At 62.5% G+C, this 24,599-nt stretch carries 25 protein-coding genes; 8 read left to right on the top strand and 17 right to left on the bottom strand.

All coding sequences use genetic code 11. The annotated features are described in order from the left end of the window. Positions 1 to 23: 23 nt before the first annotated feature. From ACO08C_RS08725 to ACO08C_RS08710, 4 genes are all read right to left on the bottom strand, one after another. Positions 24 to 506 (bottom strand): peptidase S1, encoded by a 483-nt coding sequence (locus ACO08C_RS08725; protein WP_421784936.1) that lies wholly within the window; start codon positions 504 to 506, stop codon positions 24 to 26. Between the two features lie 204 nt (positions 507 to 710). Next, complete coding sequence (gene infC / locus ACO08C_RS08720; protein WP_421788682.1) at positions 711 to 1,250, bottom strand: translation initiation factor IF-3; 540 nt, start codon at positions 1,248 to 1,250, stop codon at positions 711 to 713. A 122-nt stretch (positions 1,251 to 1,372) separates the two neighbouring features. Next, on the bottom strand, positions 1,373 to 2,341 hold the full coding sequence (locus ACO08C_RS08715; RefSeq protein WP_421784934.1) for a glycosyltransferase family 9 protein: 969 nt from the start codon (positions 2,339 to 2,341) through the stop codon (positions 1,373 to 1,375). A 13-nt stretch (positions 2,342 to 2,354) separates the two neighbouring features. Next, positions 2,355 to 3,485, bottom strand: a complete 1,131-nt coding sequence (locus ACO08C_RS08710) for a glycosyltransferase family 4 protein (RefSeq protein WP_421784933.1) — start codon at positions 3,483 to 3,485, stop codon at positions 2,355 to 2,357. Between the two features lie 82 nt (positions 3,486 to 3,567). Between ACO08C_RS08710 and ACO08C_RS08705 the strand changes: the two genes are divergently transcribed. Next, positions 3,568 to 4,344 carry an alpha/beta hydrolase gene (locus ACO08C_RS08705; protein WP_421784931.1) on the top strand — a complete coding sequence of 259 codons (777 nt, stop codon included), beginning with the start codon at positions 3,568 to 3,570 and terminating at the stop codon, positions 4,342 to 4,344. Here the strand turns inward: ACO08C_RS08705 and ACO08C_RS08700 are convergent. Further along, complete coding sequence (locus tag ACO08C_RS08700; protein WP_421784929.1) at positions 4,326 to 5,177, bottom strand: SDR family oxidoreductase; 852 nt, start codon at positions 5,175 to 5,177, stop codon at positions 4,326 to 4,328. The two genes, ACO08C_RS08705 and ACO08C_RS08700, sit on opposite strands and share 19 nt — an antisense overlap. 58 nt (positions 5,178 to 5,235) lie before the next feature. On the opposite strand from ACO08C_RS08700, the gene ACO08C_RS08695 reads away from it, so the two are divergent. Beyond that, complete coding sequence (locus tag ACO08C_RS08695; protein WP_421784927.1) at positions 5,236 to 5,889, top strand: hypothetical protein; 654 nt, start codon at positions 5,236 to 5,238, stop codon at positions 5,887 to 5,889. Here ACO08C_RS08695 and ACO08C_RS08690 read toward each other — a convergent pair. The 5 genes from ACO08C_RS08690 to ACO08C_RS08670 form a co-directional block, all read right to left on the bottom strand. Beyond that, the gene (locus tag ACO08C_RS08690) at positions 5,886 to 6,254 is read right to left on the bottom strand and encodes a phosphopantetheine adenylyltransferase (protein ID WP_421784925.1); all 369 of its coding nucleotides are present in this window, start codon (positions 6,252 to 6,254) and stop codon (positions 5,886 to 5,888) included. The two genes, ACO08C_RS08695 and ACO08C_RS08690, sit on opposite strands and share 4 nt — an antisense overlap. Further along, positions 6,251 to 8,008, bottom strand: coding sequence for a DUF885 domain-containing protein (locus tag ACO08C_RS08685; protein ID WP_421784923.1), 1,758 nt, complete (start codon positions 8,006 to 8,008; stop codon positions 6,251 to 6,253). Before ACO08C_RS08685 ends, ACO08C_RS08690 begins: the two co-directional genes overlap by 4 nt. 363 nt (positions 8,009 to 8,371) lie before the next feature. Further along, complete coding sequence (locus ACO08C_RS08680; RefSeq protein ID WP_421788680.1) at positions 8,372 to 9,181, bottom strand: SDR family NAD(P)-dependent oxidoreductase; 810 nt, start codon at positions 9,179 to 9,181, stop codon at positions 8,372 to 8,374. Further along, the gene (locus tag ACO08C_RS08675; RefSeq protein WP_421784921.1) at positions 9,070 to 10,734 is read right to left on the bottom strand and encodes a UdgX family uracil-DNA binding protein; all 1,665 of its coding nucleotides are present in this window, start codon (positions 10,732 to 10,734) and stop codon (positions 9,070 to 9,072) included. Before ACO08C_RS08675 ends, ACO08C_RS08680 begins: the two co-directional genes overlap by 112 nt. Before the next feature lie 4 nt (positions 10,735 to 10,738). Continuing rightward, positions 10,739 to 11,986, bottom strand: a complete 1,248-nt coding sequence (locus ACO08C_RS08670) for a putative DNA modification/repair radical SAM protein (RefSeq protein ID WP_421784920.1) — start codon at positions 11,984 to 11,986, stop codon at positions 10,739 to 10,741. A 150-nt stretch (positions 11,987 to 12,136) separates the two neighbouring features. Here ACO08C_RS08670 and ACO08C_RS08665 point away from each other — a divergent pair, with 150 nt between their 5' ends. Further along, positions 12,137 to 13,525 (top strand): amidohydrolase family protein, encoded by a 1,389-nt coding sequence (locus tag ACO08C_RS08665; RefSeq protein WP_421788678.1) that lies wholly within the window; start codon positions 12,137 to 12,139, stop codon positions 13,523 to 13,525. A 3-nt stretch (positions 13,526 to 13,528) separates the two neighbouring features. Here ACO08C_RS08665 and ACO08C_RS08660 read toward each other — a convergent pair whose 3' ends face one another. The 4 genes from ACO08C_RS08660 to ACO08C_RS08645 all read right to left on the bottom strand — a co-directional run bounded on the left by ACO08C_RS08660 (position 13,529) and on the right by ACO08C_RS08645 (position 17,006). Then, entirely contained in the window at positions 13,529 to 13,936 is a 408-nt protein-coding gene (locus tag ACO08C_RS08660; RefSeq protein ID WP_421784919.1) for a helix-turn-helix domain-containing protein, read from the bottom strand. A gap of 103 nt (positions 13,937 to 14,039) precedes the next feature. Further along, positions 14,040 to 14,483, bottom strand: a complete 444-nt coding sequence (locus ACO08C_RS08655; RefSeq protein ID WP_421784918.1) for a hypothetical protein — start codon at positions 14,481 to 14,483, stop codon at positions 14,040 to 14,042. Beyond that, entirely contained in the window at positions 14,476 to 16,521 is a 2,046-nt protein-coding gene (locus ACO08C_RS08650) for a hypothetical protein (protein WP_421784917.1), read from the bottom strand. Before ACO08C_RS08650 ends, ACO08C_RS08655 begins: the two co-directional genes overlap by 8 nt. A gap of 77 nt (positions 16,522 to 16,598) precedes the next feature. Next, positions 16,599 to 17,006, bottom strand: a complete 408-nt coding sequence (locus ACO08C_RS08645; RefSeq protein ID WP_421784916.1) for a hypothetical protein — start codon at positions 17,004 to 17,006, stop codon at positions 16,599 to 16,601. Positions 17,007 to 17,285: 279 nt separating this feature from the next. Between ACO08C_RS08645 and ACO08C_RS08640 the strand changes: the two genes are divergently transcribed. After that, a complete protein-coding gene (locus ACO08C_RS08640; protein ID WP_421784914.1) occupies positions 17,286 to 18,410 on the top strand; it encodes a DNA-methyltransferase in 1,125 nt (374 codons plus the stop codon). Here ACO08C_RS08640 and ACO08C_RS08635 read toward each other — a convergent pair. Beyond that, on the bottom strand, positions 18,398 to 18,991 hold the full coding sequence (locus ACO08C_RS08635) for a hypothetical protein (RefSeq protein WP_421784912.1): 594 nt from the start codon (positions 18,989 to 18,991) through the stop codon (positions 18,398 to 18,400). The genes ACO08C_RS08640 and ACO08C_RS08635 overlap by 13 nt on opposite strands. Positions 18,992 to 19,146: 155 nt before the next feature. On the opposite strand from ACO08C_RS08635, the gene sdhC reads away from it, so the two are divergent. From sdhC to ACO08C_RS08615, 4 genes are all read left to right on the top strand, one after another. After that, on the top strand, positions 19,147 to 19,551 hold the full coding sequence (sdhC, locus tag ACO08C_RS08630; protein WP_421784910.1) for a succinate dehydrogenase, cytochrome b556 subunit: 405 nt from the start codon (positions 19,147 to 19,149) through the stop codon (positions 19,549 to 19,551). Beyond that, the gene (gene sdhD, locus ACO08C_RS08625) at positions 19,548 to 19,928 is read left to right on the top strand and encodes a succinate dehydrogenase, hydrophobic membrane anchor protein (protein WP_421784908.1); all 381 of its coding nucleotides are present in this window, start codon (positions 19,548 to 19,550) and stop codon (positions 19,926 to 19,928) included. Before sdhC ends, sdhD begins: the two co-directional genes overlap by 4 nt. Positions 19,929 to 19,945: 17 nt before the next feature. Further along, positions 19,946 to 21,733 carry a succinate dehydrogenase flavoprotein subunit gene (gene sdhA, locus ACO08C_RS08620; protein WP_421784907.1) on the top strand — a complete coding sequence of 596 codons (1,788 nt, stop codon included), beginning with the start codon at positions 19,946 to 19,948 and terminating at the stop codon, positions 21,731 to 21,733. Between the two features lie 144 nt (positions 21,734 to 21,877). Then, positions 21,878 to 22,183 (top strand): hypothetical protein, encoded by a 306-nt coding sequence (locus ACO08C_RS08615; protein WP_421784905.1) that lies wholly within the window; start codon positions 21,878 to 21,880, stop codon positions 22,181 to 22,183. Here ACO08C_RS08615 and ACO08C_RS08610 read toward each other — a convergent pair. Then, positions 22,180 to 23,181, bottom strand: a complete 1,002-nt coding sequence (locus ACO08C_RS08610; RefSeq protein WP_421784903.1) for a peptidase M14 — start codon at positions 23,179 to 23,181, stop codon at positions 22,180 to 22,182. The genes ACO08C_RS08615 and ACO08C_RS08610 overlap by 4 nt on opposite strands. After that, on the bottom strand, positions 23,169 to 24,593 hold the full coding sequence (locus ACO08C_RS08605; protein WP_421784902.1) for a glutamate--cysteine ligase: 1,425 nt from the start codon (positions 24,591 to 24,593) through the stop codon (positions 23,169 to 23,171). The genes ACO08C_RS08610 and ACO08C_RS08605 overlap by 13 nt, the downstream gene beginning before the upstream one ends. Between the last annotated feature and the right edge of the window lie 6 nt (positions 24,594 to 24,599).

The following is a 24,599-nucleotide window of genomic DNA, read 5'->3' as shown; positions in this document are numbered from 1 at the left end:
GCCTCCTTGACTGGCGTGGGAGGCTAGTAGGAATTCAGTTCGGAAATCGACAGCGTGGCATTGCGGTAGGACGCGTCACCATAAGTGCCGACATAGATGTCGTACTGTCCTGACATCGGGGTGTTCCAGCGCAAAGACGGGTTCAGACCCTGACCACCGTCATCATCGCAATACCAACGGCCATCCGGCCCGTTGACCACGAGCGTCGTGTCGGAGTTGGAATTGACCGAGATGATCAGCGGCAATACCGACCCGGCGCTGTACTGCAGGCGGTAATCCGGTGCGTTGGCCACAAAACCGCGGCAATTGCCGCCAATCGAACGCGACGCGTCGATCGAGCCGCCTGACTGCAGATTCACGACATACGGGTCGGGCGTAAATCCGGTGCTGAGCGAAACGCCGCCATAGGCCGGATTGAGCCGCCAGTCCTGCGCCCCGGCGGCACCGGTGACGGCCAGAACGGCGAGGGCCGAAACGGCAGTGGAAATGGAAAGCTTGCGAAGCATGATTCTGTCCCCTTTTGATCGGCCGGTTCCGACAACCGGAGCCGGCGCAGAACGGGTCGGGTCCTCCCCTGACCCACTTCTGCTTGGAGACTAGCATTAAACACCGGCGGGGCGTGAACCCCGCTTGAACGAAAAAAACGCCGCGCCGGCAATTTCCGGCCCGAATCTCGTCAATTTTGGTGTCGGAGGACCGTCTGGCGGCCGCTATCGCGGTGCCAGAACCATGGTCATCTGCCGGCCTTCGAGTTTCGGCTCAAACTCGACCTTCGCAATCTCGGCGAAATCTTCCTTGACCCGGTTCATGACTTCCAGACCGCGATCCTGGTGCGCCATTTCGCGGCCCCGGAATCGCAGCGTCACCTTGACCTTGTCACCGTCCTCGAAGAATCGCGTCATCGCCTTGGCTTTGACCTGATAGTCATGGACATCGATATTCGGCCGGAGCTTGATCTCCTTGACGTCCTGGGTCTTCTGCTTCTTGCGCGCCTCGGCCTTTTTCTTCTGTTCCTGGTATTTCAGCTTGCCGTAATCCAGGATCTTGCAGACCGGCGGATCCGCGTTTGGCGACACTTCGACCAGGTCGAGTCCCGCTTCTTGGGCCGCTTCGATCGCGGCTTCGACAGGCATGACGCCCTGCTTTTCGCCGTCCTCATCGATGAGCAGAACACGGGGAACACGGATGTCTTCATTAATGCGGGGGCCCTCCTTCTTGGGAGGCGGCGCAGCAAATGGTCGGCGAGCTATGTAACTTCTCCACTAATAGCCAGAACGCGAAAACTACCACAGACAGGCGAAAAGGCGACGGTCAACTGACAGCCGGCCGCGCCCGCGCGGATCGGAGTGTTATGGGGGTCACACACGGAAAATCAAGCCGCGCGCGGTGATTCCTCGAAACCGCCCGCCACCCGCATCGCCTGAAGGGCTTCCGGCGCCGTCAGCTGAGCCAGAACCGGCGCATGCAGCAGCACCACCGGCGACGCCCCGCGCGGCGCTTTCAGCTCGAGCGCCTCGCTATCCGGGAACAGTGCAGCGGCGGGAGGGCCCGCGGCGACAAGCAGGTGCAACAGATCGGTCTCTTCGCCGAACACGAAACGCGTCCGCCGCGCCAGCCCGGCCAATTGCACCAGCTTGGCTTTGCCGGTCAGATCGCGCGCTTCGCTGACGGACGACGCGATATGGCGCCCGATTTCGCGCGCCGACGGCCCGCCGACGACGGCCGGCGTAACCCCTTCGGCCAGCAGCGCTTGCGCCAGTGACGCCCAGCGCTCACGTGGCCAGCGCAGATTCTGTTTCACCTCTTCGCCGGCCGGCGCCAGAAGGGCGTAGGGGCCGTTAAGGCCGAAATATTCGGGCTCGAGCATGCGGGAATTGCGCGCCAGATAATCGACCCAGGAAACGTCCGGCGACGGGGCTTCGCCCAACCGGAAATCCGAACGCCCGAGGCCCGCCCGCCCGAGCGCTGCGGCGGCCGCCTCCACCGGGTGCTGCCCACTCGCCGATTTGGGCGCAGCATCGATCCACTTCACGCGCGAAAAGCGCAGCCCGCTCTTGATCCGCCGGGCGTCGGCGTCGCCCACGAGATCGTAAACCAGTTTCGGCTTGATCGCCTTGATCCGCTTCGATGTCAGCTTGGCGACCGGGCCGGTCGCGGTCGCATCCGTCTCGATCTGGCTGAAATACGGACAGTGCTTCAGCAAGGCCTCGTAATCGGGAGCCGTTAAGAGGATCAGCTTGTCGCGCGGATGCGCCTCGCGGATCCGCTGGCACGAAGCCAGGCCGCGCACGGTCGACGGCAGATCGCCCCACAAAAGGACGTAGATCGTTTCTTTTGCCATCGCTTCCATCCGCTTACTCTAGAAGCTCGCGGTAGACCCGCAAGGTGGATTCCTGCAGTGCCGCGACCGTAAATCGGGCCATCACACGCTTGCGCCCTGCAGCCCCCATCGCTGCGCGCGAGCCCGTATCAAGCATCTGCGCTGCCTGCAATGTTTTTGCCAACGCGCCGGCATCGCCGGGCGGTATCCGCCAACCCGTGACATTGTGATCGACGACTTCGCGGGCACCGCCATGATCGGCCACGATAACGGGACGTCCCGCTGCACTGGCCTCGGCGGCGGTGCGGCCGAAGGCTTCCGGCTCGATGGACGGGTTCAGCGCCACATCCGCCAGGGCGAACGCCGCCGGCATGTCGTGACAATGACCGGTCAGGATCACATCGTTTTCGAGACCGTGCTCGCGGACAAGGGCCGCAATCTCGCCGCGGTAGCGCTCGCGGCCCTGATCATCGCCGGCCAGTACGAGAAGGGGCAGCGGCGCGCCGGTCGGTTTCAACCGGGCCAACGCCTCCACCGCCAGCAATTGTCCCTTCCAGCGAGTCAGCCGCGCCGGCAGCAGCGCCACAAAGCGTTCCTTCGGTACGCCCCATACCTTTGCCAGGGCCTGGCCGCGCGCCCTCACCTCATCCGTGACCTCGAACCGGGCGATGTCGACACCGCGCGGAATGACCGAAATCGCGTCCGGCGCGAGGCCATGCTCGGCCACGATATGATCGCGGATAAACTCGGAATTCGCGATCACCCGGTCGCCGCGCGCCATCACGGAATTATACAACCGTTTCAGCGGATGACGCGCCGTATACGTGCCGTGATAGGTCGTCACGAACGGCACGCCCGCCGCCCGCGCCGCGCGCAGCGCGCTCCAGGCCGGTGCCCGCGAGCGGGCATGCACCAGATCAATGTCCTGCGCCCGGATCAGACGTTCCAGCGCACCGGCATTGGCCCAGGCGGTCAGCGGATTTTTTGTCGCCAGCGGCAATGTCACCAGCCTTCCGCCAGCGGCCTCCAGCTCGCGGGCCATCGCGCCGCCCGCGCTGGCCACGATCGCCGTGTGCCCCTCGCGGACCAGTGCTTCGGCGACCTCGACCGTCGTCCGCTCGGCACCGCCGGTTTCCAGCTCTGGAATGACTTGCAGGACGTTCATGCGAAGACGCACACTCCGGTCTTGACCTGGCTCACCGGTATGCCGGAAAGGTCTGACCAACTTGTTTCACAGGACCCTGACCATGACAAATGCGCCGGACATCCGCTTTCTGGACCGCCGCGACGGCGAGACGATCGCCTATGTGAAACACGACGCCCAACCCGGCAAAGCCAGCCTGGTCTGGCTCGGCGGGTTCAAGTCGGACATGGACGGCACAAAGGCCCTGGTGCTTGAGAACTGGGCGCGCGAATCCGGCCGCGGTTTCCTGCGCTTCGATTATTTCGGTCATGGCCGCTCCAGCGGCGATTTCGAGGACGGCACCATCGGACGCTGGCGCGACGATGCGCTGGCGGTCATCGACGAGCTGACAGATGGTCCGCAAATCCTGATCGGATCCTCGATGGGCGGCTGGATCAGCCTTCTCGCGGCCAGGGCGCGGGCCGAACGGCTCGCCGGGCTCCTGCTGATCGCACCGGCCGCGGATTTCACCTCGGCCCTGATGTGGCCCAGCTTCTCCGAAGAAGTGCGCCGGCAAATCACGAATGAGGGCCGATACGAGGAGCCGTCCGCCTATGATGACGAAGTTTTCGTAATCACGCGCAAGCTCATCGAGGACGGCAAGAACTGGTCGGTCCTGGGCGAACCCGTTCCGTTCGACGGTCCCGTCCGCATCCTGCAGGGTATGAGAGACGAGAGCGTTCCCTGGGAGCACGCCCGGAAATGCGTCGATCTGGTCACCAGCGAGAACGTGGTCTTCACCCTGATCAAGAATGGCGATCACCGCCTGTCGACGGACCGCGATCTGGCCCGGCTGACCGTTGTCGCGGAACGCCTTTCGCGTCAGGTCGAGGCCGAATAAATCGCCGCCAGGCCGTCCCGGTAGGTCGGATAGGCCAGCGCGATCCCGAGCTCTTGCCGCGTTCTCTCACCGGACACCCGCCGCGAACTCGCATAGAAACTGCGCAGCATGCCGCTCATCTCGGCGGTTTCATAATCCTCCAGCGGTGGCGGTTCGACGCCCAGCAGCTCTGCTGCATGGGTCACGACATCGGCCTGCGGAGCGGGTTCGGCATCCGCGAGATTGAACGGCCCGCCAATCTCCGGCCGCGCGATCGATGCCATCAACGCGGTGGCGATGTCGTCGACATGGACGCGCGAGAAGACCTGGCCAGGCTTGACGATACGCCGCGCCGTTCCGTCCGCGAGCTTGTCCAGCGCGCTGCGGCCCGGGCCGTAGATTCCGGCCAGACGGAAAATCCGCGTGCGGTCCGTCAGAGCCTGCCAGCCCTGTTCGGCTTCCAGCCGGCGGCGGGAACGGTCTTCGGCGGGCTGTGGCGGCGTATCCTCATCGACCCAGCCACCGCCGGCATCGCCATAAACACCGGTCGTCGACAGATAGCCCAGCCATTCCAGCCGCGGCAGATCCGGCAGGCCGATCTGCGCCAGCACCGGATCGCCATTGGCGCCGGGCGGAACGGAGACCAGAACATGGCTCGCCGCGCGCAATGCCGCGATCAGACGCTCGCGGTCCGGATCGATAAGCGGCGTTATGCCCAGATCGCGCAAACGATCCGCCTTTTCTTCGGACCGTGTCGTGCCGGTCAGCGGGAATCCGGCAGCGCGCAAGCGCGGCGCCGTGGCTTTCGCGACATAGCCGCAACCCAATAGCAAGGCTGAACGGTGGTCCATCATGGACGCCAATCTAGGCCGTCCCTATGGTGCCTCCAATGGGCGTTTGGGAGCTCACAACATGACGCGTTGCATTCTGGCCGCTCTGGCCATTCTGGCGTTCGCCGCCTCCGGACATGCGCAGTCGCGCGATACCGAGCGATATGAAGATTGCTTGGAACGGATCGAAACCGACGCCGAGATGGCGTACGAGGATGCGCTCTCCTGGCGTTTCGACGGGGGCGGCTGGCCGGCGCGTCATTGCGTAGCGCGGGCGCTGATCGCGCTCGGTGAAGAGGAAGAAGGGGCGTTCCGGCTCCAGGCTCTCGCGGAAGCGCCGGACGGCGGACCGACCGCGATGAAAGTCGTGTTTTTGGCCGAAGCGGGCGAAGCTTGGATGGTCGCCGGTTATCCGTCGGAATCGCGCCGCGCCTATTCGCGCGGCGTCGAGCTGTCCCCGCAATCCGCGCCGCTCTGGCTGGGCCGCGCCCGCGCGGCTGCGGCGCTGGGCGAATGGGCAGCGGTCGAGGCCGATGCGGCGCAGGCCATCACGCATGAGCCGGCGAATTATGACGGCTGGCGCACGCGTGCCGAGGCGCGCCTGGAGCTGGGTGATCTCGCGGCCGCCGAGCGGGACATGGAGCGCGCGCTCGAGCTGGCCCGGACCGATGACGAGACCGTCGCCGTCCTGCTGATCCGCGGCCATATCAATGAGGCCCGCCGGACGGGCGGTTAGATCGCCATCAGCGCGAGCGCCACGAGAACGGGAATAATTCCCGCAATATCGATCCAGACCACCTTGCGAAGCGCCGCATTGTAGCCACCGGTCATCCATGCCAGCATGATAAAGCTGGCCATGCTCACGAGCCCGATCACGCAGGCCGCTAGCCACAGTGCTGGATTGAACGCCGCATAGATCATGAAGCCGCCGAGCAATCCGAACAGCACCGCCCGGTGTCGCATCAGGATGGCGAGGTCCGGCCCCTTTATTTCGACGGCATAGAGACGTTCGATCCGCCGACCCGAGACCATTCCGATCACCGGCAGGGCATTGATCAGCCCGGCAAGCGCAATGAGGAATGTAATCGCGTTGGAGATCACTCCGCAGCATCCTCCCCGGCGTCCGCTTCCGCCAAAGTCGTCTCGATCCAGGCTTCCGTCCGGGATTCGAGATACCCCAGCGGCACGGCCCCTTCGGACAACAACTCGTCATGGAAATCGCGGATGTCAAAATGCTCGCCCAGTCGCGCTTCGGCACGGGACCGCAGATCGCGGATCAGCAACTCGCCCGTCTTGTAGGCCAGCGCCTGTCCCGGCCAGGAAATGTAACGCGACACCTCGGTGCGGATATTGTGCGGCGCCAAGGCCGAGTTTTCGAGGAAGCAGGCCTCGGCCTGCTCGCGGGTCCATCCGAAATAATGGAGGCCGGTATCGACGACGAGGCGGCAGGCCCGCCACATCTCATAGGTCAGGCGTCCGAACTGGTCATAGGGCGTTTCGTACATGCCCATCTCTTCGCCGAGATACTCGGTATACAGCCCCCATCCCTCGCCGAAGGCCGTGATGTAGGTGTTGCGGCGGAATTCCGGGACATTCTCCAGCTCCTGCGCAAGCGCAATCTGGTGATGGTGCCCTGGCACCGCTTCATGCACGGTCAAAGCCGGCAAATTGTAGAGCGGGCGCTGCGAGAGGTCGTAGGTGTTGACCATGTAGCCGCCGGCAACGCCGTTCTCGAGCGAACCCGGCCAATAGCGTCCCGTCGTATAGGTCGGCGCGATCGAAGCCGGGACCGGCCGCACACCATAGGGCAGGCGCGGCATCCGTCCGAAAAAGCGCGGCATGGCGTCGTCGGCACGCTTGGCCAGATAGGCGGCATACATCATCAGCTCGACTTCGCTCTCGGCATAGAATTGCGGGTCGGTCCGCAGGAAATGCAGGAACTCGGCAAAGCTGCCTTCGAACTCGACCGCTTCGATGATGTCTTCCATTTCGCCGCGGATCCGGGCCACTTCGGCAAGCCCGCGCTGATGCAGCTCCTCCGGAGAGGTATCGATTGTGGTGTGGAAACGGACTAGCGCCTGATACTGCTCGCGGCCATTGGGCACCGAGGAGATGCCCAGCGCTTCGCGCGCCGCAGGCACATATTCCTCGTCCATGAATGCCAGGAGGTCGGCATAAGCCGGCAGCACATGATTCTCGACGGCCGCAACGGCCTCGGCTCTCAGCCGCGCGCGCTCGGCCTCCGAAACAGTCGCCGGCAGCGCATCGATCGGCGCCACCAGGCCGGTCTCCTCCACGCTCATCGCGGCGATGGCGGCAATCTGGTCGCGGACGCCTCCGATGATATTGGCCGGCTGCGTGTAACCGGCCTCGATCCCCTGGCGCATCCAGTGGGCATTCTCGTCCAGAAAGCGCGGCAGATCCTCGAGGCGCGAGATCCAGTTCTCGGCCGCTTCGACATCTCGCGGCCGTGTCGACGACGCCGTGTAGAGCGGCGTCGAGAAGAAGCCGCTATCATTGGAAAACGGCGCACGCTGCATGTCGAAAGCTGCCAGCTCGACGCGGAAACGCAGGATGTAATCCAGCGTCGCATGATTGACGCCCTGCTCGTCCGGCAACGCATCCGGATCGATCGATTCCAGGCGTTCCAGGAAAACAGCTTCATCCTCCCGAATGCCCGCGAGGGCTTCCGGCGAGAGATCGGCCCAGCGGCCCGCCGCGTCCGGATTTTCATCCGGGTTGTTCCGGTTCTCGTGCGCTTCGAAATCGGCAATCAGCGCCTCGAAATCCTCGGCATCATCGGCCAGGGCCGGAGCCGTCAGGATCAATCCCGAAATCAGTAGCGCGCGCAGCATGTTTCTCTCCCGAATTGGTTTCCGGCGAGCCTAGAGCCAATTTCGCGCTTGTCAGCCTTTGGTGCAGCCGACTGTCCCGCTTACGAAGGAGCTGCCACCTTCTTCCGCCGTCTATCTGCGGTTATGAACGTTATACAGCGCCACACAAAGCTGGGCACACATGACAAATAGGACTACAATATCAATCATAAGAATAACTCCTTAAATTCAATTATTTACGCCTTAAATGAGGACGCAGAGAGCTTCGCTCTCACATCTATTTATCGAGCAAGTCCCAGGATTCGCAGCTCCAAACAAAAATTTCTTGTAATTTATTGATCTTCACGAAATAACGTATATATTACATATACTTAGCGTTCTTCATTACGCTCCCCGGCCCTCTGGCCTCAATCCCAGCCGCTTGATGACCTGCCGGTCCACCAGTTTTTCCGGCAAAAGCAGCGGCAGTGTCCAATTGGTCAGCCGGTCCGGCACCTCGGCATAACGCAGCTTCGGATCGTCCGCGGTCAGGCAGTGATGCACCCGGCGCCCGATCCGTTCCGGCGCGAGGCCCTTGGGTCCGCGGTCCATCATCCATTTGAAGACTTTCTGCATCGCGGCGGCGAAATCCGTATGCTTGTAGCGGTCCACTTCGGAGGTGTCGTCCGCCTTGTCCCAGATCGGCGTGGCGACCGCGCCCGGCCCGATAATGTGAACGCTGATACCATACAGCGCGAGCTCCTTGCGGAGCGATTTCGACAGGCCTTCCAGCGCGTGTTTCGACGCGGCGTATGGGCCGACGAACGGCATGCCCATCTTGCCGGCAACCGAGGACATGGTGACGATCCGCCCGGGCTGTCCGTCCAGGCTCCGGTCCGCGCCGAGCAACGGACCGAAAGCCTGCACCGTGCGGATGACGCCCAGCACATTGATGTCGAGCTGCTTTTCCACCTCGTCGATCGGGATATGCAAAAGCGGTCCCGTGACAGCGACACCCGCATTGCAGACCAGGCCGCGCAGCGTCTTGCCGCCCAATGCCGCGCGCACCTTGTCGCCGGCCGCATTCATCGACTCGCTGCTGGTCACTTCCATCGACAGCGGCGTGACATCGTCGCCGAACGCCTCGCGGAGCTTCGCGGCATCCTCATCCTTCCGGACACCGGCGAAGACATGCCAGCCCTTCTTGATGAGCACTTTGGCCGTGGCATGACCGATACCGGTCGAGGCACCGGTGACAACGGCGGCGGGTTTGGACAGGGACATGGCATATTTCTCCTTCGCCAGAGCAACATAGCGCCGACGCGGCGGCCCGCCAGTCGCGCCGCAAGAAATTCCCGCGCGCGGCAGAGATCGTTGGCGAAGGCGGCCTTGGCCTGCGCATTGGTGTCGGCGTCGGGCTCGCGCAGCAGATAGGCGGGGTGATAGGTTACCAGGACCGGCGTGCCGCGCGGTTTGACGATCTTTCCGCGCACATCCGCCAACCGGACACGCGGACCGAGCAATGACCGGCATGCCGTCGCGCCCAGCGCCACGATCAATTCGGGCTTCACCTGCGCCCGCTCGAAATCGAGCCACCATCGGCACTGATCGATTTCGCTAGTGTCCGGCGTCTGGTGCAGGCGGCGTTTGCCCCGCCGCTTGAACTTGAAGTGCTTGACCGCATTGGTGATCCAGGCCTGCGACCGGTCGAGCCCCGCGGCTTCGAGCCCGGCATCCAGCACCTCGCCCGCCGGCCCGACAAAGGGACGCCCCGCCAGATCCTCCTGATCGCCCGGCTGTTCGCCGACAATCATCAGGCGCGCATTGTCCGGCCCTTCGCCGAACACCGCCTGGCTGGCGTGATCGCACAACCCGCAGCGGCGGCACGCCTGCACGAATTGCCGCGCCTCGGCGAGCGTCTGCGGGTCGCCGTCCGGCATCGCCGCCCGCCGTTCCGCGATTTTCGCAGCGAGCGGCGCCGGCTCGCTGATTGCATTCAGCGCCATCTCCCGCGCCCGCCGCGGCGCCTCTGCGATCATCTCGCGGATCAACGACGCCTCGGGCAAATTCTTCCAGTATTTTCGCGGCATTTCCGAGGTCATCGCCGAGATCTTCACCCGGGCCGGATTGAAGATGGACCGGAAATAGGTTTTCCAGTGCTCTTCCAGAGCATCGTCCGCCGGGGCATCCTCGCGCCGAGCGCCCGATCCGAATTCCAGCCGGACGCCGTCCCATCTCACAGACTCATGCGGCGTCAATATCGTCCAGTCCATATTGGCAAAGCGGTTGCGGAAAAAAGTCGATGCGAGCCGGACGATCCGGTGTTCCGGCTCGAACCACGCAACAAAAGTTTCACGCCCGTCCCGTTCGCCGGTTTTCCGGAAGCGCACGAAAGCATGCATTTTGTGAATGTCGCGCCGCACCGATTTTTCAAGCCCCATCAGCCAGGCGACATCGCCATCCGCCGCATCGCCCAGCAGGCGCGGTTTGTCCTGCAGGCGCATCAGCAGCTTGTAGAGCCGCGCAAACCGCGAGGGATCGCCACGGCAGACGGCGCGTTCCGCGAAATCGAGAAACCGCTTCGAGGCCCGGACCGGGTGCGGACCGTCGGTTTCGGGCAGGTCATTTGCCGCCGCGAACAGATCTTCGCCCTCGCCGCCCGCGCGCCAGCAGACGTCTGATGCCGGGATGCGGTGCGATGCGAGCCGCCGCGCCGCATCGCGCCACCCATCGAAATCCGACGGCGTTGCCAACTCAACCGAATACATCGCGTCAGATCAGCTGCAGCTGCTGGGCGGGCGGCGCGAAGCGGGCACGCAAATCGGCGCTGTCGGTCAGGCCGCCCGGCGAATAATCGATCGTCTGGATGAAGGGCAGCGATTTCCTTATTGACCGCGCAATGCGTTTCACCCCGTCGAGCCGCAACAGCCCGTTGCGCCGCGCCTGGAGGATACGGTCGACCGAGCGCGGACCCAGCCCCGGCACGCGAAGAAGAAGTTCGCGGTCGGCCGTATTCAGATCGAGCGGATAAAGATGCCGGTTGCGCAGCGCCCATGCCAGCTTCGGATCGAGATCAAGATCCAGCATGGCGTCGCCGTCCGCCGGCACGATTTCCTCGACATCGAACCCGTAGAATCGGAACATCCAGTCGGCCTGGTAAAGCCGGTGCTCGCGCTTCAAGGGCGGGGCTTGCGGCGGCAGATCGCCGGACGCATCCGGGATCGGCGAGAACGCCGAGTAATAGACCCGCTTCAGGCTGTAGCCGGCATAGAGCCCTGCGGCGGTCTTCAAAATCATGCCATCGTCGGACGCATCGGCGCCAACAATCATCTGGCTGCTCTGCCCGGACGGCGAGAATGACGTCCTCGCCCGCCGGGCTTTTTCACTGCGGCCCGGATCGGACGTGGCGGCCTGGATACCGGTCTTCACCCCGGCCATCGCCCTTCGGATCGACGTGCCCGTCTTTTCCGGCGCCAATTGCCGCAAGCCGGTCTCGGTCGGCAATTCGATATTGATCGACAAACGGTCGGCGAGCCGTCCTGCCGCCTCGATCAGCTCCGGCGCCGCCTCGGGAATTGTCTTGAGATGGATATAGCCGCGGAAATGGTGCTCCTCGCGCAGGAGGCGCGCCACTTCATTGATCTGCTCCATCGTGTAATCGGCATTGCGGATGATGCCCGAGGACAGGAACAGCCCCTCGATATAGTTGCGCTTGTAGAAATCGATCGTGAGCTGCGCGAGCTCTTTAGGTGAGAACCGCGCCCGCTCGACATTCGACGACACCCGGTTGACGCAATAGCGGCAGTCATAAATGCAGAAATTGGTCAGCAGCACTTTCAGAAGCGAGATGCACCGCCCGTCCGGCGCATAGGCATGGCAGATACCCATCCCGCCACTGGATCCGATCCCCGCCTTGCCCCGCGAATCCCGTTTCGTCGTACCGGACGACGCGCAAGAGGCATCGTATTTCGCGGCATCGGCGAGAATGGACAGCTTGTCGATCAGGCTCCGCTTCGGCATTCCGGTCTCCTCTTGTGGACCGGAACATAACGCGAACATAATGTTGGTGACAGGGCGCATGTGCACTCAAACACCTCATCGCGACCCTTGGCCGCAGGGCGGAGTTCGGCCTAGTGTCGGCCCGACAGATTCTCGAGGGGCTTTATCATGATGACACGCATGTTTGCGCTGGCCGCCGGGCTGGTCCTGACCGCCACCGCCACGGCGCAGGACCGGCAGGCGCTCGTCGGCGGCACGCTGATCGACGGCAATGGCGGCCCGCCGGTCCGCAATTCCGTCATCCTTGTCGAAGATGACCGCATCACCGCGGTGGGCAATCAGGATTCGCTGCCCGTACCCGACGGCTATGAGATCGTCTCGACAGAGGGCATGACCGTGCTGCCCGGCCTGTGGGAGATGCATGCGCATCTCATGCTGACCGGCCACGCCGACTATGCCCACTGGCACCCGGCCTATCGCGACCGCTTCGAGGACGAGATCATGCCGGCCTCGGCCGTCCAGCTGCTCCTCGCCGGCGTGACCACGGCACGCGATCTGGGAGCCCCGCTGGCGGAGAGCCTGTCGATCCGCGACCGCATCAATGCCGGCGAACTGCCGGGCCCGCGCCTCTTCGTCTCCGGACCCTTCCTGCAAAACGAGCCCTATCCCGGCACCGAGGCCTATCGCTGGGGTATTTCATCGGTGCGTGAAGCCCGCGCCCGGGTGCGCGAACTGGCCGAGGCCGGCGTCGATATCATCAAGCTTGTCGACCAGGACGAGATGGAGATCGAGGAAGTCCGCGCCCTGGTAGACGAAGCCCATGCGCACGGCCTGCGCGTGGTCGGCCATTCCCACCGCGCCGACGAAATCCTTATCGGCCTCGACGTCGGGGTCGACAATTTCGAGCACACCGGCCTCACCACCGCACCGGAATATCCGCCCGAAGTCATTGAAGCCCTGCGCCGCCGCACCTCGCAAGGCCGGGTCCGCGGCGGCCCGCTCTACTGGACGCCGACGATTGAAGGCTTGTGGAATTACGAACGCACGCGGGACAATCCCGAACGTCTCGACAATACCTGCTGGCATCGCGGCTTGCAGCCGGACACCATCGCCGACATCGAAGCGTCGCTCGAACATGTCGATCAGCTCGAATACATGCAGCTCACCCCGCTGCGCCGTCCGACTTTGCGCCGCAAGTTCGAGCAATTGCGCGAGGCCGGTGTCGTCATGCTGATCGGCACCGATTCCGGCATCCCCACCAAATTCCATTGCCAGTCGACCTGGAACGAGATCGACATCTGGACCCGCGAGCTCGACGTTCCGGTCATGGACGTCGTCCGCTCGGCGACCTACTGGCCGTCCGTGCTGATGGGCGTTCAGGATCAGTGGGGCCGGATCCAGGCGGGCCTGTACGCCGACATCATCGCCGTCGAGGGCGATCTCCTGACCTATCCCTCGCTATTGCAGAGCGTCGATTTCGTGATGAAGGGCGGCGTTGTTTATGTCGAGGACGGGAATGTCATCGAGGAGCGTCTGCCACAAAGCCTGCGGATGGAGTGAGGATTACTCCTCCTCACTCGACAGCGAACGGACCAGCTCGATCACCCGGCGGCGCACCTTCGGGGTCTCGATCTGCGAGAAGGCCTGTGCCAGCGCCACACCGTCATGGCTCTGGATCAGGTCCTGAATGACCGACCGGTCGTCCGTGCCATCCGAGCGGCCCGACGGCTCGGCGTCCAACCCCTCGAAAAAGTAGGAAACCGGCACATCCAGCACCCGCGACAGCGAATACAGCCGGCTCGCACCGACCCGGTTCGCACCGCGCTCGTATTTCTGGACCTGCTGGAACGTTACGCCGAGCTCATTGCCCAGCGCTTCCTGGCTCATTTTCAGCAATTGGCGCCGCAGGCGGATACGCGAACCGACATGCATATCCACACTTGTGGCGCTTCGAGGGGAATGGTCAATCATGGCAGCGCTCCCGCAAAGGCGACTCGATACAGCTTTAACGAGCTTATAGAGTACACCAAAACGCGCAGAAAGCACTAATGCCCGTTCACCGGGTCACTTTTTTTCAGTCGCCGCCCTTGCCGTTCTCATTGCCCGAGCCCGGATCGCAGATTGCGATCTCGCCCGTTTGACGGTGTTTCAGCACCAGCTGATAGCGGTGCGTGTAGAGCTTGTCGCACGTATTTTGGAGAATCACGCTGCGGCGGTTCTCATCGCCAAACGCGACTGTCGCACAACCATCATCCGGATAGATCGAAAGCCCAGGCCAGGTTTTGCCGCCGAGTTCGAACTCGGCAAACTCCCAGTCGGGATCGGTGACGGCGAAAATGTAATCGGTCGCGAGGCTTGACCGGATATCGCCGCAATGAGTGCCCGCATAGGCCTTCCAGCCGGCGACCAGCTGGCCGCCCTGTTCGAACATGTAGGGAAAAACGTTGACCGCGATCTGCTTCACATCTTTCCCGGAAAAACCCAGGCTTTGGAAAAAGGCGCTGGTCGGGTTAGCCATCTTGCTCCTCGCTTAACGTCGCGCTCGCGGTATTCACCGAGCTCTCGGGTTGATTCCAGAATGACCGGAAGTCCGGCCGGTTGTACTCGCTGGCGGCCAGTTGCGTGCGGATCGCTTCGGCCGCATCGCGTTGTTCGAGCTCCCAGAGCAAGCGGGCACGATAATCCTCGGCGCGAAGGTCGCGCGGCTCCGGCATCGCATCGATATGGGCAAGACCGGCGCGCCAGGCGCGCTCGGCTTCGCCGCGCCCGCCGATGGCGTCCAAAGCCTGTCCCTGGATCAGCAATGATGCCGCCGCGAAGTGCCTTAATCGGGAGCCGGTGGTTCTGATATCTCGCTCGAAACTCACCAGTGCCGCCGCTGCCGATGACAACGCCGCATCATACGCACCGGCCGAGATCGCGATTTCGCCGGCCAGCAGGTCGAAATAGGCGGCGTCGACATAGCGGTGATCGTCGATCTCCGCATCCGCCGAATTGGCGAACTCGAGCCGCGCCCGCGCATTGATAAGCTGCGCCGTCCTGAGATCGCCGCGCCACAAGGCAAGGCGGGCGCGCTGGCGTTCCAGAGTGAGATGTTGCCGCAGAATCGACCGGTTCGCCGGCCACTCGGCCGACAGGTCGGACGCCAATTCGCCAGCCAAATCGATCTGCGCCTGGGCCGCGTCAAGATCTCCAAGATCCATTTGCAGGATGGCCAACGCCGTGCGGGCTGACAGCAGCCGGTTGCGGCGCGTCCGGCTCTCCGGATTTTCGGCGAGGCTGTCCACGAGGATGGCGATTTCCTGCTGACGCCGCTCCGCCGCTTCTGTCAGTCGCCCCAGGGATCGGAGCGGTGCCGCCGCCCAGCCATAAGCATTGGCAAGGCTGGTTTCGCTGATAACGCCCTGTTCAATCAGCCCGTCCTGGAAGAGCTCCGCCGCGAGATCGAAGCGCGCGAGCGCGCCAGTCCAATTGTCGAACTCGAGATCAATGATGCCGGAGTTGATTTGCGCATAAGCCCATTCGCCGCGGTAAACCGGATTCTCCGGATCAATCTCGATGAGCAGAGCCGCAAGGCGTTCGTATTCTGCATACTGTTCCGCGGCTATTTCATAACGGCCGGAGATAAATCCCAAATCGCCGATCCAGAAAACGGACTGAGCGTGATCGAATATACGCTGCGGATCTTCCGGCGCCATAGCCAGCAATTGGCCGCTGATCCCCGCAGCGGCATTGAACGCCGCAAACGCGCCATCCACATCATTATTCTCGCGCCGCGCCTCGCCGACGACGTGTAAAAGCTGCGCAAGGCGGGAAAGGTCCTCTTCAGAGGCATCCGGCGCGTCCGCGCCTGCCATTAAGATCACGTCCTCGCCGAGCCGTGCAAACACTTCGCGGCGGGCGTCCGCCGGAAGCGTGTCTTCGAGCCGCGCCAGCAGCCGTGTCGATTCCACGCGCGCCTGGTGGATCGCCAGATCGGCTTCGGCGAGCTGCCGGTCGCGGTCGATCATTTCGACCCCGAACACGCCGGCCAGCAAGGCAAGACCGGCGGCGACGCCCCAGCCGACACCGGGCCGCTCCGCGAAACGCTGCAAGCCAAAAAGCCCCTGTGCGGGGAACTTTGACGACAGGCGGTCGGCGATCGCACGGGCTGTTTCCGTCCGCAAATCGCCGGCCACAGACACCGGCGTCATCACGCTTTCCAGGAGACCGTCATCCGACGTGCGCTGGTATTTGAGCAACGGGCTGATGAATGCGTTCGCAGACTCCTGGCCCGCCGCACGCGACGACACGATCGGAAAGACCCGCTCACGGTCATTCGCTTCAAGAAAATCATCCAGGATGAGGCTGACTGCGAGGGAGGCGACAGCCGCCTCCGAGGCGATCAGCACGATATCGGTTACGCCGTCCAGCCCCCCGGGGGCGTCGTCATCCACGGCCGGCAGGGGGCGGACGTCCAGCTCCCCGCCCGACGCAGCCGACAACGCTTCCGCCATGCGAAAAGCATCCCTGGCATCGTCAGGGGCGTGAAGAACGAGGATGGTCTGAAGCGCCATTCACAAGGATCCGGATTTCTATTGAAGCGTGTGTATAGCACGAACGCTACGCAAGGGGGATTATTTCGCTTTAAGCGCTAGCTGGGGGTGCGCCGGTTCTTCTGACGCCGCGTGAGATCGAGCACATTGCCGCACTCCATCGGGTCAGGGACAAGCCCCGTCATGTCGGATGCCAGCTTCTCGCGTTCGCGGCGGTTCAAACTGTATGCATGGTAAAGGATTTCCATCCACGCAATCTCTAGCTCCGGAAAATCACCGGGACAGGACAGCTGGAAGGTCGACAACGGCACGGACAGGATCGACGCAATTTCCTCCAGTTCGCTGAACCGCGGTTCGTCACCCGCATAGATCGCCTTGAGCCGGGCTTCGCCAAAAGCCTGGATCAGCTCCACCTCGGCATCCTTCCCGCGGTAAAGCGCGATCTTCTTGATGATATCCGATATCCGCCGTCCGGGCGTTTCGCGAAAACGTTTGATGTCTGTCATCCAACCACCCCGTCCCCGATACACTTAAAGGTTCAGACTACGATTTTCCCCAGAAAGGTAAATAGGTTGATCGGACGGACCCTCCGATCCGGCGCGCCGGTTCACCGCAGCCGCGCATTGATTTGAGACTCTCTCTTGTTGATGAAGTAGCTGCGAGAGATCTAACTTTGGCGCGTAAACGCAATGTATCCAAGCGCTTCAAGTGCACAATTCTAAATTGATATTGACGTCTAGACGTCATTCCCCCATGTTACTGATCGCAAATTGGAGATCAGTCACATGACCGTCGCTCCGGGCGTCGTCCGTGATTCTATAATCGCGTATCTAAGCGATATTGAAGGCGCAGCGCGATTAGCGGACATTGCTTTAGCTGTTGAACGAGCGCTGGGCACCCAAGTCGCTTCGTCTTCTGTTCGATCATACCTGAACCTCAATACGCCTCGGCTTTTCGAACGCACTGACCGAGGTGAGTATCGCCTTATAAAGCGCGATGAAAGCAACCTGCCCACTCCCGTCAAATCGCGCGATCACCGCAAGTTTCATCATGAGAGGGCTTCACTTTATCTGGCCGACTGTATGGATTGGCTTTCGAACAGGAAGCCGAACAGCATCGAGGCGATCGTAACTGACCCGCCTTATGGCATTGTTGAATACAGCTCTACCGAGCAAAAGAAGCTCCAGTCTGGTCAGGGTGGTGTATGGCGAATTCCTCCAACCTTTGACGGGGCGAAACGCGCACCACTGCCGCGCTTTACCACGCTCACAGACAAAGATCGTGTGGCTATCTTTCGCTTTTTCAAACGTCTGGGTGTGAAGTTAAACCGTGTTCTTGTGCCTGGTGCGAATGTTGTCGTGGCAAGCAATTCGCTGCTATTTCATATCGTTGCATCGGCAATGTCAGATGCAGGGCTTGAACATCGCGGTGCTATTTCCCGTTTAACCACGACCATGCGGGGCGGCGATCGCCCGAAAAACGCTCATGAGGAGTTCTCTGATGTGAGCGTGATGCCGCGTTCTATGTGGGAGCCTTGGGTTGTACTCCGAAAACCGCTCGAAGGCCGGGTGCAAGACAATCTTAGAAAATGGAGAACCGGTGGATTTCGCAGGATATCGAGTGACAGACCCTTCGCTGATGTTATTCAATCTTCACCGACGCGGGCAATTGAACGGCGAATTGCTCCACATCCGTCCCTGAAGCCTCAAGCCTTCATGCGACAAATAGTAAGGGGCTCGCTACCGTTGGGAGAGGGCACCATCTTAGATCCGTTCGCTGGATGCGCTTCGACGCTTGCTGCCGCAAATGCCCTCGGATACTCAAGCATAGGCTTGGAAATTGACCCTTATTATTTTGAACTCGCGCAATTAGCCATTCCAAAACTAAGCAAGCTTCATCAATCTAAATAAACCCACTGTTTTCTAAGTTTTGACAAGCCAAATCTGTCAAGTGTTGCGGTTCTCGTACCGAGTTCACCGCGAGAATTTTTCCGAAAGTCGCCAATTTCAACGTATCCGAGATAGACTTCGGTGAATTTCATTGGGCTCCTTTCCGATGTCGGCTGGCTGGTAGCATCGACCTGATACACAAACACGCACATCCATTGCTCACGTGCTCCATGCGTATCTACGGCTCCGCCTCTTTTCCGAGTGCTTTTGATTTCAATACCTTCGGTCCCGGACTTCACAGCGTTATCCGGATATTTCCCATTAACGAGCAAGTCCGGATGGCCATTAAAGAAAGAATTCTCGACAAGCGATCTGGCGTGCTTTGCCATGCTGGTGGTGAGCATGTCCGAGATCAATCCGGACATTGCCGCCGGCCGCAACATATCATCGAGTCTGTGCAAGCCACGGCCGACGAGAAGGGCATTAACATCCTGAAAAAAGTCATAAACGTCCTGCATTGCCAACAAGAAATCTTCCTGTCGCAAATTGTATGGATACTCAAATTCCGCGTTGAATTTCGCGAGATTCACTTTCTGTCGCATCGGCCCAATATATCCTGGTCCAAATTTTCACACCTTCGCGAAAGAAAGCTCGTTTAATCATCGGGATCAATCCCGCCGCAGCCGCGCATTGATTTGAGACCGGCGCAGCTTATTGTCTCGCCCGAATTGGGATTTGTCTGATCAGGGAAAACCAAATGGCCAGCGGAACCACCGATACGCGGCCGCTTTCGCCACACCTGTCCGTGTGGCGATGGCACGCGACCATGCTGTCATCCATCCTCCACCGCGTTTCCGGCATCATCAATTACATCGGCGCGGTCGTGCTGACAGTCTGGCTGGTGCTGTTGGCGACCGGCAGCGAGGGCGCCGTAGAGATCCTGACAACCGGATCTTTGGCCTGGCTTACGACAATCGGGCTGATCGTCCTCACCTGGTCGGTGACCTACCACTTCTTCAATGGCCTGCGACACCTTGCCTGGGACGCTGGGAAGGGCTTCGACCCCGCCGGCTCGAATCTCCGCTCGACCATCATCATTGGCGCTTCGGTCGTGCCGCCGGCCGTCATCTGGTTCTTTGCCCTGACGGGAGGCGCATCATGAGCTTCCTGACCCCCGCCAAGCGCATCAACAAGCTCGGCTCGGCGAAATCCGGCGTGCATCACTTTGTCGGCCAGCGCGTCAGCGCCATCGCGCTGGCCCTGTCCATGCCGGTCTTCGTGATCGCGCTGGCCTTCTCCGGCGCACCCGATCCGGCCGCCAGCCGCGCCTTCTTCGGCTCGGCCTGGGGCGCGATCCTGACGCTCATCACCCTGACTGCGACGCTCTACCACATGCGCCTCGGTTTGCAGGTCGTGGTCGAGGACTACATCCACACATCCGGCGCCAGGATATTTCTCCTGATCGCCAACACGCTGATCACTTACGGCCTGTGGCTGGCGGGCGCCTACGCCCTCATCCGCCTCGCCGTGACGGGATAACGGGAAGACTAGAAGACATGTCCGAATACATCTGGATCGATCACACCTATGACGTTGTCGTCGTGGGCGCCGGCGGATCGGGCCTGCGCGCCGCGCTCGGGGCCGCCCAGTCCGGCCTGAAGACCGCCTGCATCTCCAAAGTCTTCCCGACCCGTTCGCACACTGTCGCGGCACAAGGCGGCATTTCCGCCTCGCTCGGCAATATGGGCGAGGACGACTGGCGCTGGCACATGTACGACACCGTCAAGGGCTCCGACTGGCTCGGCGACCAGGATGCCATCGAATATCTCTGCCGCAATGCGCCGGATGCCGTGTACGAGCTCGAACACTGGGGCGTACCCTTCTCTCGGACCGAAGACGGTAAGATTTACCAGCGCGCCTTTGGCGGCATGACCCGCAATTATGGCGAAGGCTCGGTGCAGCGCACCTGTGCCGCCGCCGACCGCACCGGTCACGCCATCCTGCACACGCTCTACGGGCAGTGCGTCAAGGAAGAGACCGAATTCTTCATCGAGTATTTCGCGCTCGACCTGATCATGGACGATGACGGCATCTGCCGCGGCATCACCGCCTGGAAGCTCGACGACGGCACGCTGCACCGCTTCCGCGCCAAGACCGTCATCCTCGCGACCGGCGGCTATGGCCGCGCTTATTTCTCCTGCACCTCGGCCCACACCTGTACCGGTGACGGCAATGCCATGGTGCTGCGCGCCGGCCTGCCCCTGCAGGACATGGAGTTCGTGCAATTCCACCCGACCGGCATTTACGGCGCCGGCGTGCTGATCACCGAGGGCGTGCGCGGCGAAGGCGGCTATCTCACGAATTCGGAAGGCGAACGCTTCATGGAGCGCTATGCGCCGTCCGCCAAGGATCTCGCCAGCCGCGACGTCGTTTCACGCTCGATGACCATCGAGATCCGCGAAGGCCGCGGCGTCGGCCCCAACAAGGACCACATTTACCTCCATCTCGACCATCTCGACCCGGACATCATCCACAAGCGCCTGCCCGGAATCTCGGAAAGCGCGCGCGTCTTTGCCGGTGTCGATGTGACCAAGGACCCGATCCCGGTCCTGCCGACCGTGCACTATAATATGGGCGGCATCCCGACCAATTATCACGGCGAGGTCCTGACCCAGAACAAGGAGGGCGAGGAGATCGTCGTGCCGGGCCTGATGGCGGTCGGCGAAGCCGCCTGCGTGTCGGTGCACGGCGCTAACCGCCTCGGCTCGAACTCGCTCATCGACCTCGTCGTCTTCGGCCGCGCCGCCGGCATCCGCGTCGGCGATACGGTCGATGCCGCCTCCAGCCAGCCCGACCTGCCCAAGGACGCCGGCGCCAGTTCGCTGGCCCGTCTCGACAAGTACCGCAATGCGAAAGGCAAGACCGGCACCGCCCAGCTGCGCGATCAGATGCAGCGCGCCATGCAGGAAAACTGCGCCGTCTTCCGCACCGGCGAGGTGATGAGCGAAGGCGTGGAACGCATCAATCAGGTCTATGCCGGCCTGCCCGATATCCGCGTCGAGGACCGCTCCATGGTCTGGAATACCGATCTGATGGAAACGCTGGAGCTCGACAATCTCGTCGCCCAGGCAGCGGTCACCGTGAACTCCGGCGTTGCCCGCGAGGAAAGCCGGGGCGCCCATGCGCGCGAGGACTTCCCGGATCGCGACGACGAGAACTGGATGAAGCACACGCTCGCCTGGTGCGACGATGAGGGCAATGTCCGCCTCTCCTATCGCGGCGTGCACAATTTCACCCTGTCGAATGACGTCGCCTATATCGAGCCGAAAGCGCGGGTTTACTAGGCACCGGCCGCTCCAATTCAAGCACGCGTCATGCCCCGGCCGCGCCGGCGCGGGTCCGGGGCATCTCTTTCCGGCGACCTCCGGATTCAGACCACCAATCCACGCGGCCCATCACCACGTATCCTTCATGAAAGGATACGCATCATGCTCATTCTCCGCATTCTGGTCGCGCTCGGCGGGCTCGCCCTTGGCGGCCTGATCTGGATCGCCATCTCGCAGGGCGATTTCGGCGCCGCCGGCGCCTGGCTCATCTCCGACCCCTGGGGACAGGTCACGCTACTCGACCTCTATCTCGGCTTTTTCCTGATCGCGATCGTCATCGCCCTGTTCGAGCGCCGCCTGTGGCGCGCCATCGTCTGGATCGCGCCTTTGCCCATCCTCGGCAATATCTGGGCGGCCGTCTGGTTCGTCTTTGCCCTGCCCAAGCTGGCGCGGCGGTTGCGCGCTTAGGCCTTCTCCATCAGATAACCGAGGCAGTCGGCACGGATCGCCGGCTCGTTGACGGTCAGCATCGCCGGCGTGAAATCGCGCGTCAGCAAGAGCCGGTCGCCCTCCCGGCGGAATACCTCGCCGGTCACATCCCGGCCCTGATCGTCGCACACGCGGATAACCGCGCCATCGCCGCGGATCCGCGCGAATGTCGAACCGGCCGGCCGGTCGAAGAAATTCCATTTCTCCAAACTCGCCGGAAATTCGATATCGCCGTCCACACCGTGCTCGAATACCATCCGGGCTTCGGGAGCGATCTCGATCCGCCCGGCCACCGTATAGAGATCGAGCTCCAGATCGGCCGCGCCGCGCCAGTGATCCAGATGCAGCGCATCCAGCACCAGATTGAACGCCGCCTCCTCATTGACCGCGACACCGGAATGGCCGCACTCGGCGGTGATCGCCGGGCAGAAGTCCGAGAACGCCTCCGACAGCGTGCCCGGCGGATTGCGCGTCAGCATGGCGTGCGCCGCAAACAGGCTGGTCAGCTGCAGATCGGGCGCCCGCTCCTTGTGCACCAGCGCGTAAAGCGGATTGGCCCCGGTATTGTTGTGCAGATCGATGGCGGCAAAGGGCTTTGCCGCGCGCGCGATTTCCAGCACCTGCCGCGCCAGAGCGTGCTCCGGCGTATCGCCGCCGGTCCAGATCCGGTTGTAGTCCGGCCGCCCCGGCACCATCCGTGACTGCAATTCGGCGGCGCGCACATTGCCGACAAAGATCAGCATCGACCGCGGCAGGGGATGATGCGCCATCCAGGCCTGCAGCTTTTGCAGCGCCGCCCAGCCCACCGTCTCATTGCCATGCTCCAGCACAGCAACGAACAGCGGATCGGGATGGCGCCCGTCCAGCGAGATCAGCGTGCTCTCCGGAAACACCGTACGCACATCCTTCGCCGCCGTGCGCGCAATCGCGCCGGGCAGGTTGTCCAGCCGGTCAAGCCGCAGCTCTAGATCCGCCATGTGTGAACCGGCCGCCCCTTTTGCTGGCGCTCATAATAGGCCGCCACGAGGCCCTGGAAATCCCGGCCATGACAATTCACCCAATTGCGCTGCCAGGCGGCGCCATTAAGCCCGGTCCGGGCCCGGCCGCGGATCGGATCGAGCACCGCACGGGCTTCGGGCTCGGGCACGCCCGCCGCGACCAGGCCTTCGCGGGCCTGATCGGCCAGCCGGTCATGGATCAGGCGCTGCACATCGTGCGGCTTGCCGCCGGTCCAGGCGATCTGCGCGCCCAGCCCGCGCCGTGCGCAGGCATAGAAATTGCTGCGCGCGGTGGCGAACTCCATATCGGTTTCCGGCGCAATCTCGAGTCCGGCCAAATACCGCGTCAGACCGATGAAGAAGGCGGCGTTCGCCACCATGTCGGCTGCCGTCGGCCCGGCCGGCGTTACGCGGTTCTCGATCCGCAGATGCGGCGTGCCGTGGCAGTCGCCACCGAGGATCGGCCGGTTCCAGCGCCACAACGTCCCGTTCTGCAGCTTGAAATGCCGCAGGCGTTCCGGCTCGGCGTCCTCGAGGATCGGCAGCAAGGCCTCATGCCCGTCGAGATTCTCCAGGAAGAGTTCCAGGAAGCTGTGCCGCAGCCATTTCGCCCCGAAGGTGACACGGCCGATCTTGGCCCCGTCCCGGCCCCTGAAACTGTTGATCCCGATCGCCTGCTCGAACGCCGGGATGCGGGTCTCCTCCCACAGCCGGCGGCCATAGAGAAAGGGCGAGTTCGCGGAGATCGCCACCACCGGCGCCGCTGCGATCTGCGCCGCATTATACATCCGCGCCTCCTCGCCCGGATTGACGGTGGAGTGGGTCTGCAGCGAGGTACAGGCGGCTTCCAGCATCAGATGGTTCTGCGCCAGTTCTAGCTTTTCGCGTCGCGAAATGTCGACTTCGGTCGGCTTACCGCGGAGCTCCATCACGCGCTCGTTAAGGGCGCGATACCGGTTGGTCGGCGTCATCGTGTCCAGCGACAGCATGTCCTGGATCAGCGTCGGCGGCATGCCGATCATCAACGGCTTCAGCGCGAGCGCATCGGCCGTCTCCGCACATTTCGCCCACAGCGCCTCGATCTGCTGTTTCAGTTTCGGCAGGCCGCCCGGCAAGGGATGCGGATCGAGATTGAGCTCGAAGTTGAACTGCGCCAGCTCATGCGTCGCCAGCGTCTCATCAAGCCGTTTGAGAAAGGCATCATTCGCCGGCGCCGGCAGCCAGTTGTCATCGACCAGCCAAGCCTCGACCTCCGCCCCACCCATCGGCGGATCGAAGCTCTCGAAGCGCTGATCCTTGTAAAGGTTGGAGACAAGCCGCGTTTCCGCGCGCAAGCGCTTCACGAATGCCTGTTCGTCGACATAATCGCAGCTGGCGACTTCCTGGCCCATCTTGTC

It is taken from the genome of Hyphobacterium sp. (assembly GCF_965229905.1).
Taxonomy (GTDB): domain Bacteria; phylum Pseudomonadota; class Alphaproteobacteria; order Caulobacterales; family Maricaulaceae; genus Hyphobacterium.
Note: the sequence above shows the minus strand (reverse complement) of the source record. Positions and strands in the feature narration are given on the sequence as shown.

What these genes read in the sequence shown, in the direction of transcription:
- ACO08C_RS08725 (WP_421784936.1), bottom strand. Translation starts at nt 506, where the DNA reads ATGCTTCGCAAGCTTTCCATTTCCACTGCCGTTTCGGCCCTCGCCGTT.
- ACO08C_RS08715 (WP_421784934.1), bottom strand. Translation starts at nt 2,341, where the DNA reads ATGGCAAAAGAAACGATCTACGTCCTTTTGTGGGGCGATCTGCCGTCG.
- ACO08C_RS08710 (WP_421784933.1), bottom strand. Translation starts at nt 3,485, where the DNA reads ATGAACGTCCTGCAAGTCATTCCAGAGCTGGAAACCGGCGGTGCCGAG.
- ACO08C_RS08705 (WP_421784931.1), top strand. Translation starts at nt 3,568, where the DNA reads ATGACAAATGCGCCGGACATCCGCTTTCTGGACCGCCGCGACGGCGAG.
- ACO08C_RS08700 (WP_421784929.1), bottom strand. Translation starts at nt 5,177, where the DNA reads ATGATGGACCACCGTTCAGCCTTGCTATTGGGTTGCGGCTATGTCGCG.
- ACO08C_RS08695 (WP_421784927.1), top strand. Translation starts at nt 5,236, where the DNA reads ATGACGCGTTGCATTCTGGCCGCTCTGGCCATTCTGGCGTTCGCCGCC.
- ACO08C_RS08685 (WP_421784923.1), bottom strand. Translation starts at nt 8,008, where the DNA reads ATGCTGCGCGCGCTACTGATTTCGGGATTGATCCTGACGGCTCCGGCC.
- ACO08C_RS08675 (WP_421784921.1), bottom strand. Translation starts at nt 10,734, where the DNA reads ATGTATTCGGTTGAGTTGGCAACGCCGTCGGATTTCGATGGGTGGCGC.
- ACO08C_RS08670 (WP_421784920.1), bottom strand. Translation starts at nt 11,986, where the DNA reads ATGCCGAAGCGGAGCCTGATCGACAAGCTGTCCATTCTCGCCGATGCC.
- ACO08C_RS08665 (WP_421788678.1), top strand. Translation starts at nt 12,137, where the DNA reads ATGACACGCATGTTTGCGCTGGCCGCCGGGCTGGTCCTGACCGCCACC.
- ACO08C_RS08660 (WP_421784919.1), bottom strand. Translation starts at nt 13,936, where the DNA reads ATGATTGACCATTCCCCTCGAAGCGCCACAAGTGTGGATATGCATGTC.
- ACO08C_RS08655 (WP_421784918.1), bottom strand. Translation starts at nt 14,483, where the DNA reads ATGGCTAACCCGACCAGCGCCTTTTTCCAAAGCCTGGGTTTTTCCGGG.
- ACO08C_RS08650 (WP_421784917.1), bottom strand. Translation starts at nt 16,521, where the DNA reads ATGGCGCTTCAGACCATCCTCGTTCTTCACGCCCCTGACGATGCCAGG.
- ACO08C_RS08645 (WP_421784916.1), bottom strand. Translation starts at nt 17,006, where the DNA reads ATGACAGACATCAAACGTTTTCGCGAAACGCCCGGACGGCGGATATCG.
- ACO08C_RS08640 (WP_421784914.1), top strand. Translation starts at nt 17,286, where the DNA reads ATGACCGTCGCTCCGGGCGTCGTCCGTGATTCTATAATCGCGTATCTA.
- ACO08C_RS08635 (WP_421784912.1), bottom strand. Translation starts at nt 18,991, where the DNA reads ATGCGACAGAAAGTGAATCTCGCGAAATTCAACGCGGAATTTGAGTAT.
- sdhC (WP_421784910.1), top strand. Translation starts at nt 19,147, where the DNA reads ATGGCCAGCGGAACCACCGATACGCGGCCGCTTTCGCCACACCTGTCC.
- sdhD (WP_421784908.1), top strand. Translation starts at nt 19,548, where the DNA reads ATGAGCTTCCTGACCCCCGCCAAGCGCATCAACAAGCTCGGCTCGGCG.
- sdhA (WP_421784907.1), top strand. Translation starts at nt 19,946, where the DNA reads ATGTCCGAATACATCTGGATCGATCACACCTATGACGTTGTCGTCGTG.
- ACO08C_RS08615 (WP_421784905.1), top strand. Translation starts at nt 21,878, where the DNA reads ATGCTCATTCTCCGCATTCTGGTCGCGCTCGGCGGGCTCGCCCTTGGC.
- ACO08C_RS08610 (WP_421784903.1), bottom strand. Translation starts at nt 23,181, where the DNA reads ATGGCGGATCTAGAGCTGCGGCTTGACCGGCTGGACAACCTGCCCGGC.
- ACO08C_RS08605 (WP_421784902.1), bottom strand. Translation starts at nt 24,593, where the DNA reads ATGGGCCAGGAAGTCGCCAGCTGCGATTATGTCGACGAACAGGCATTC.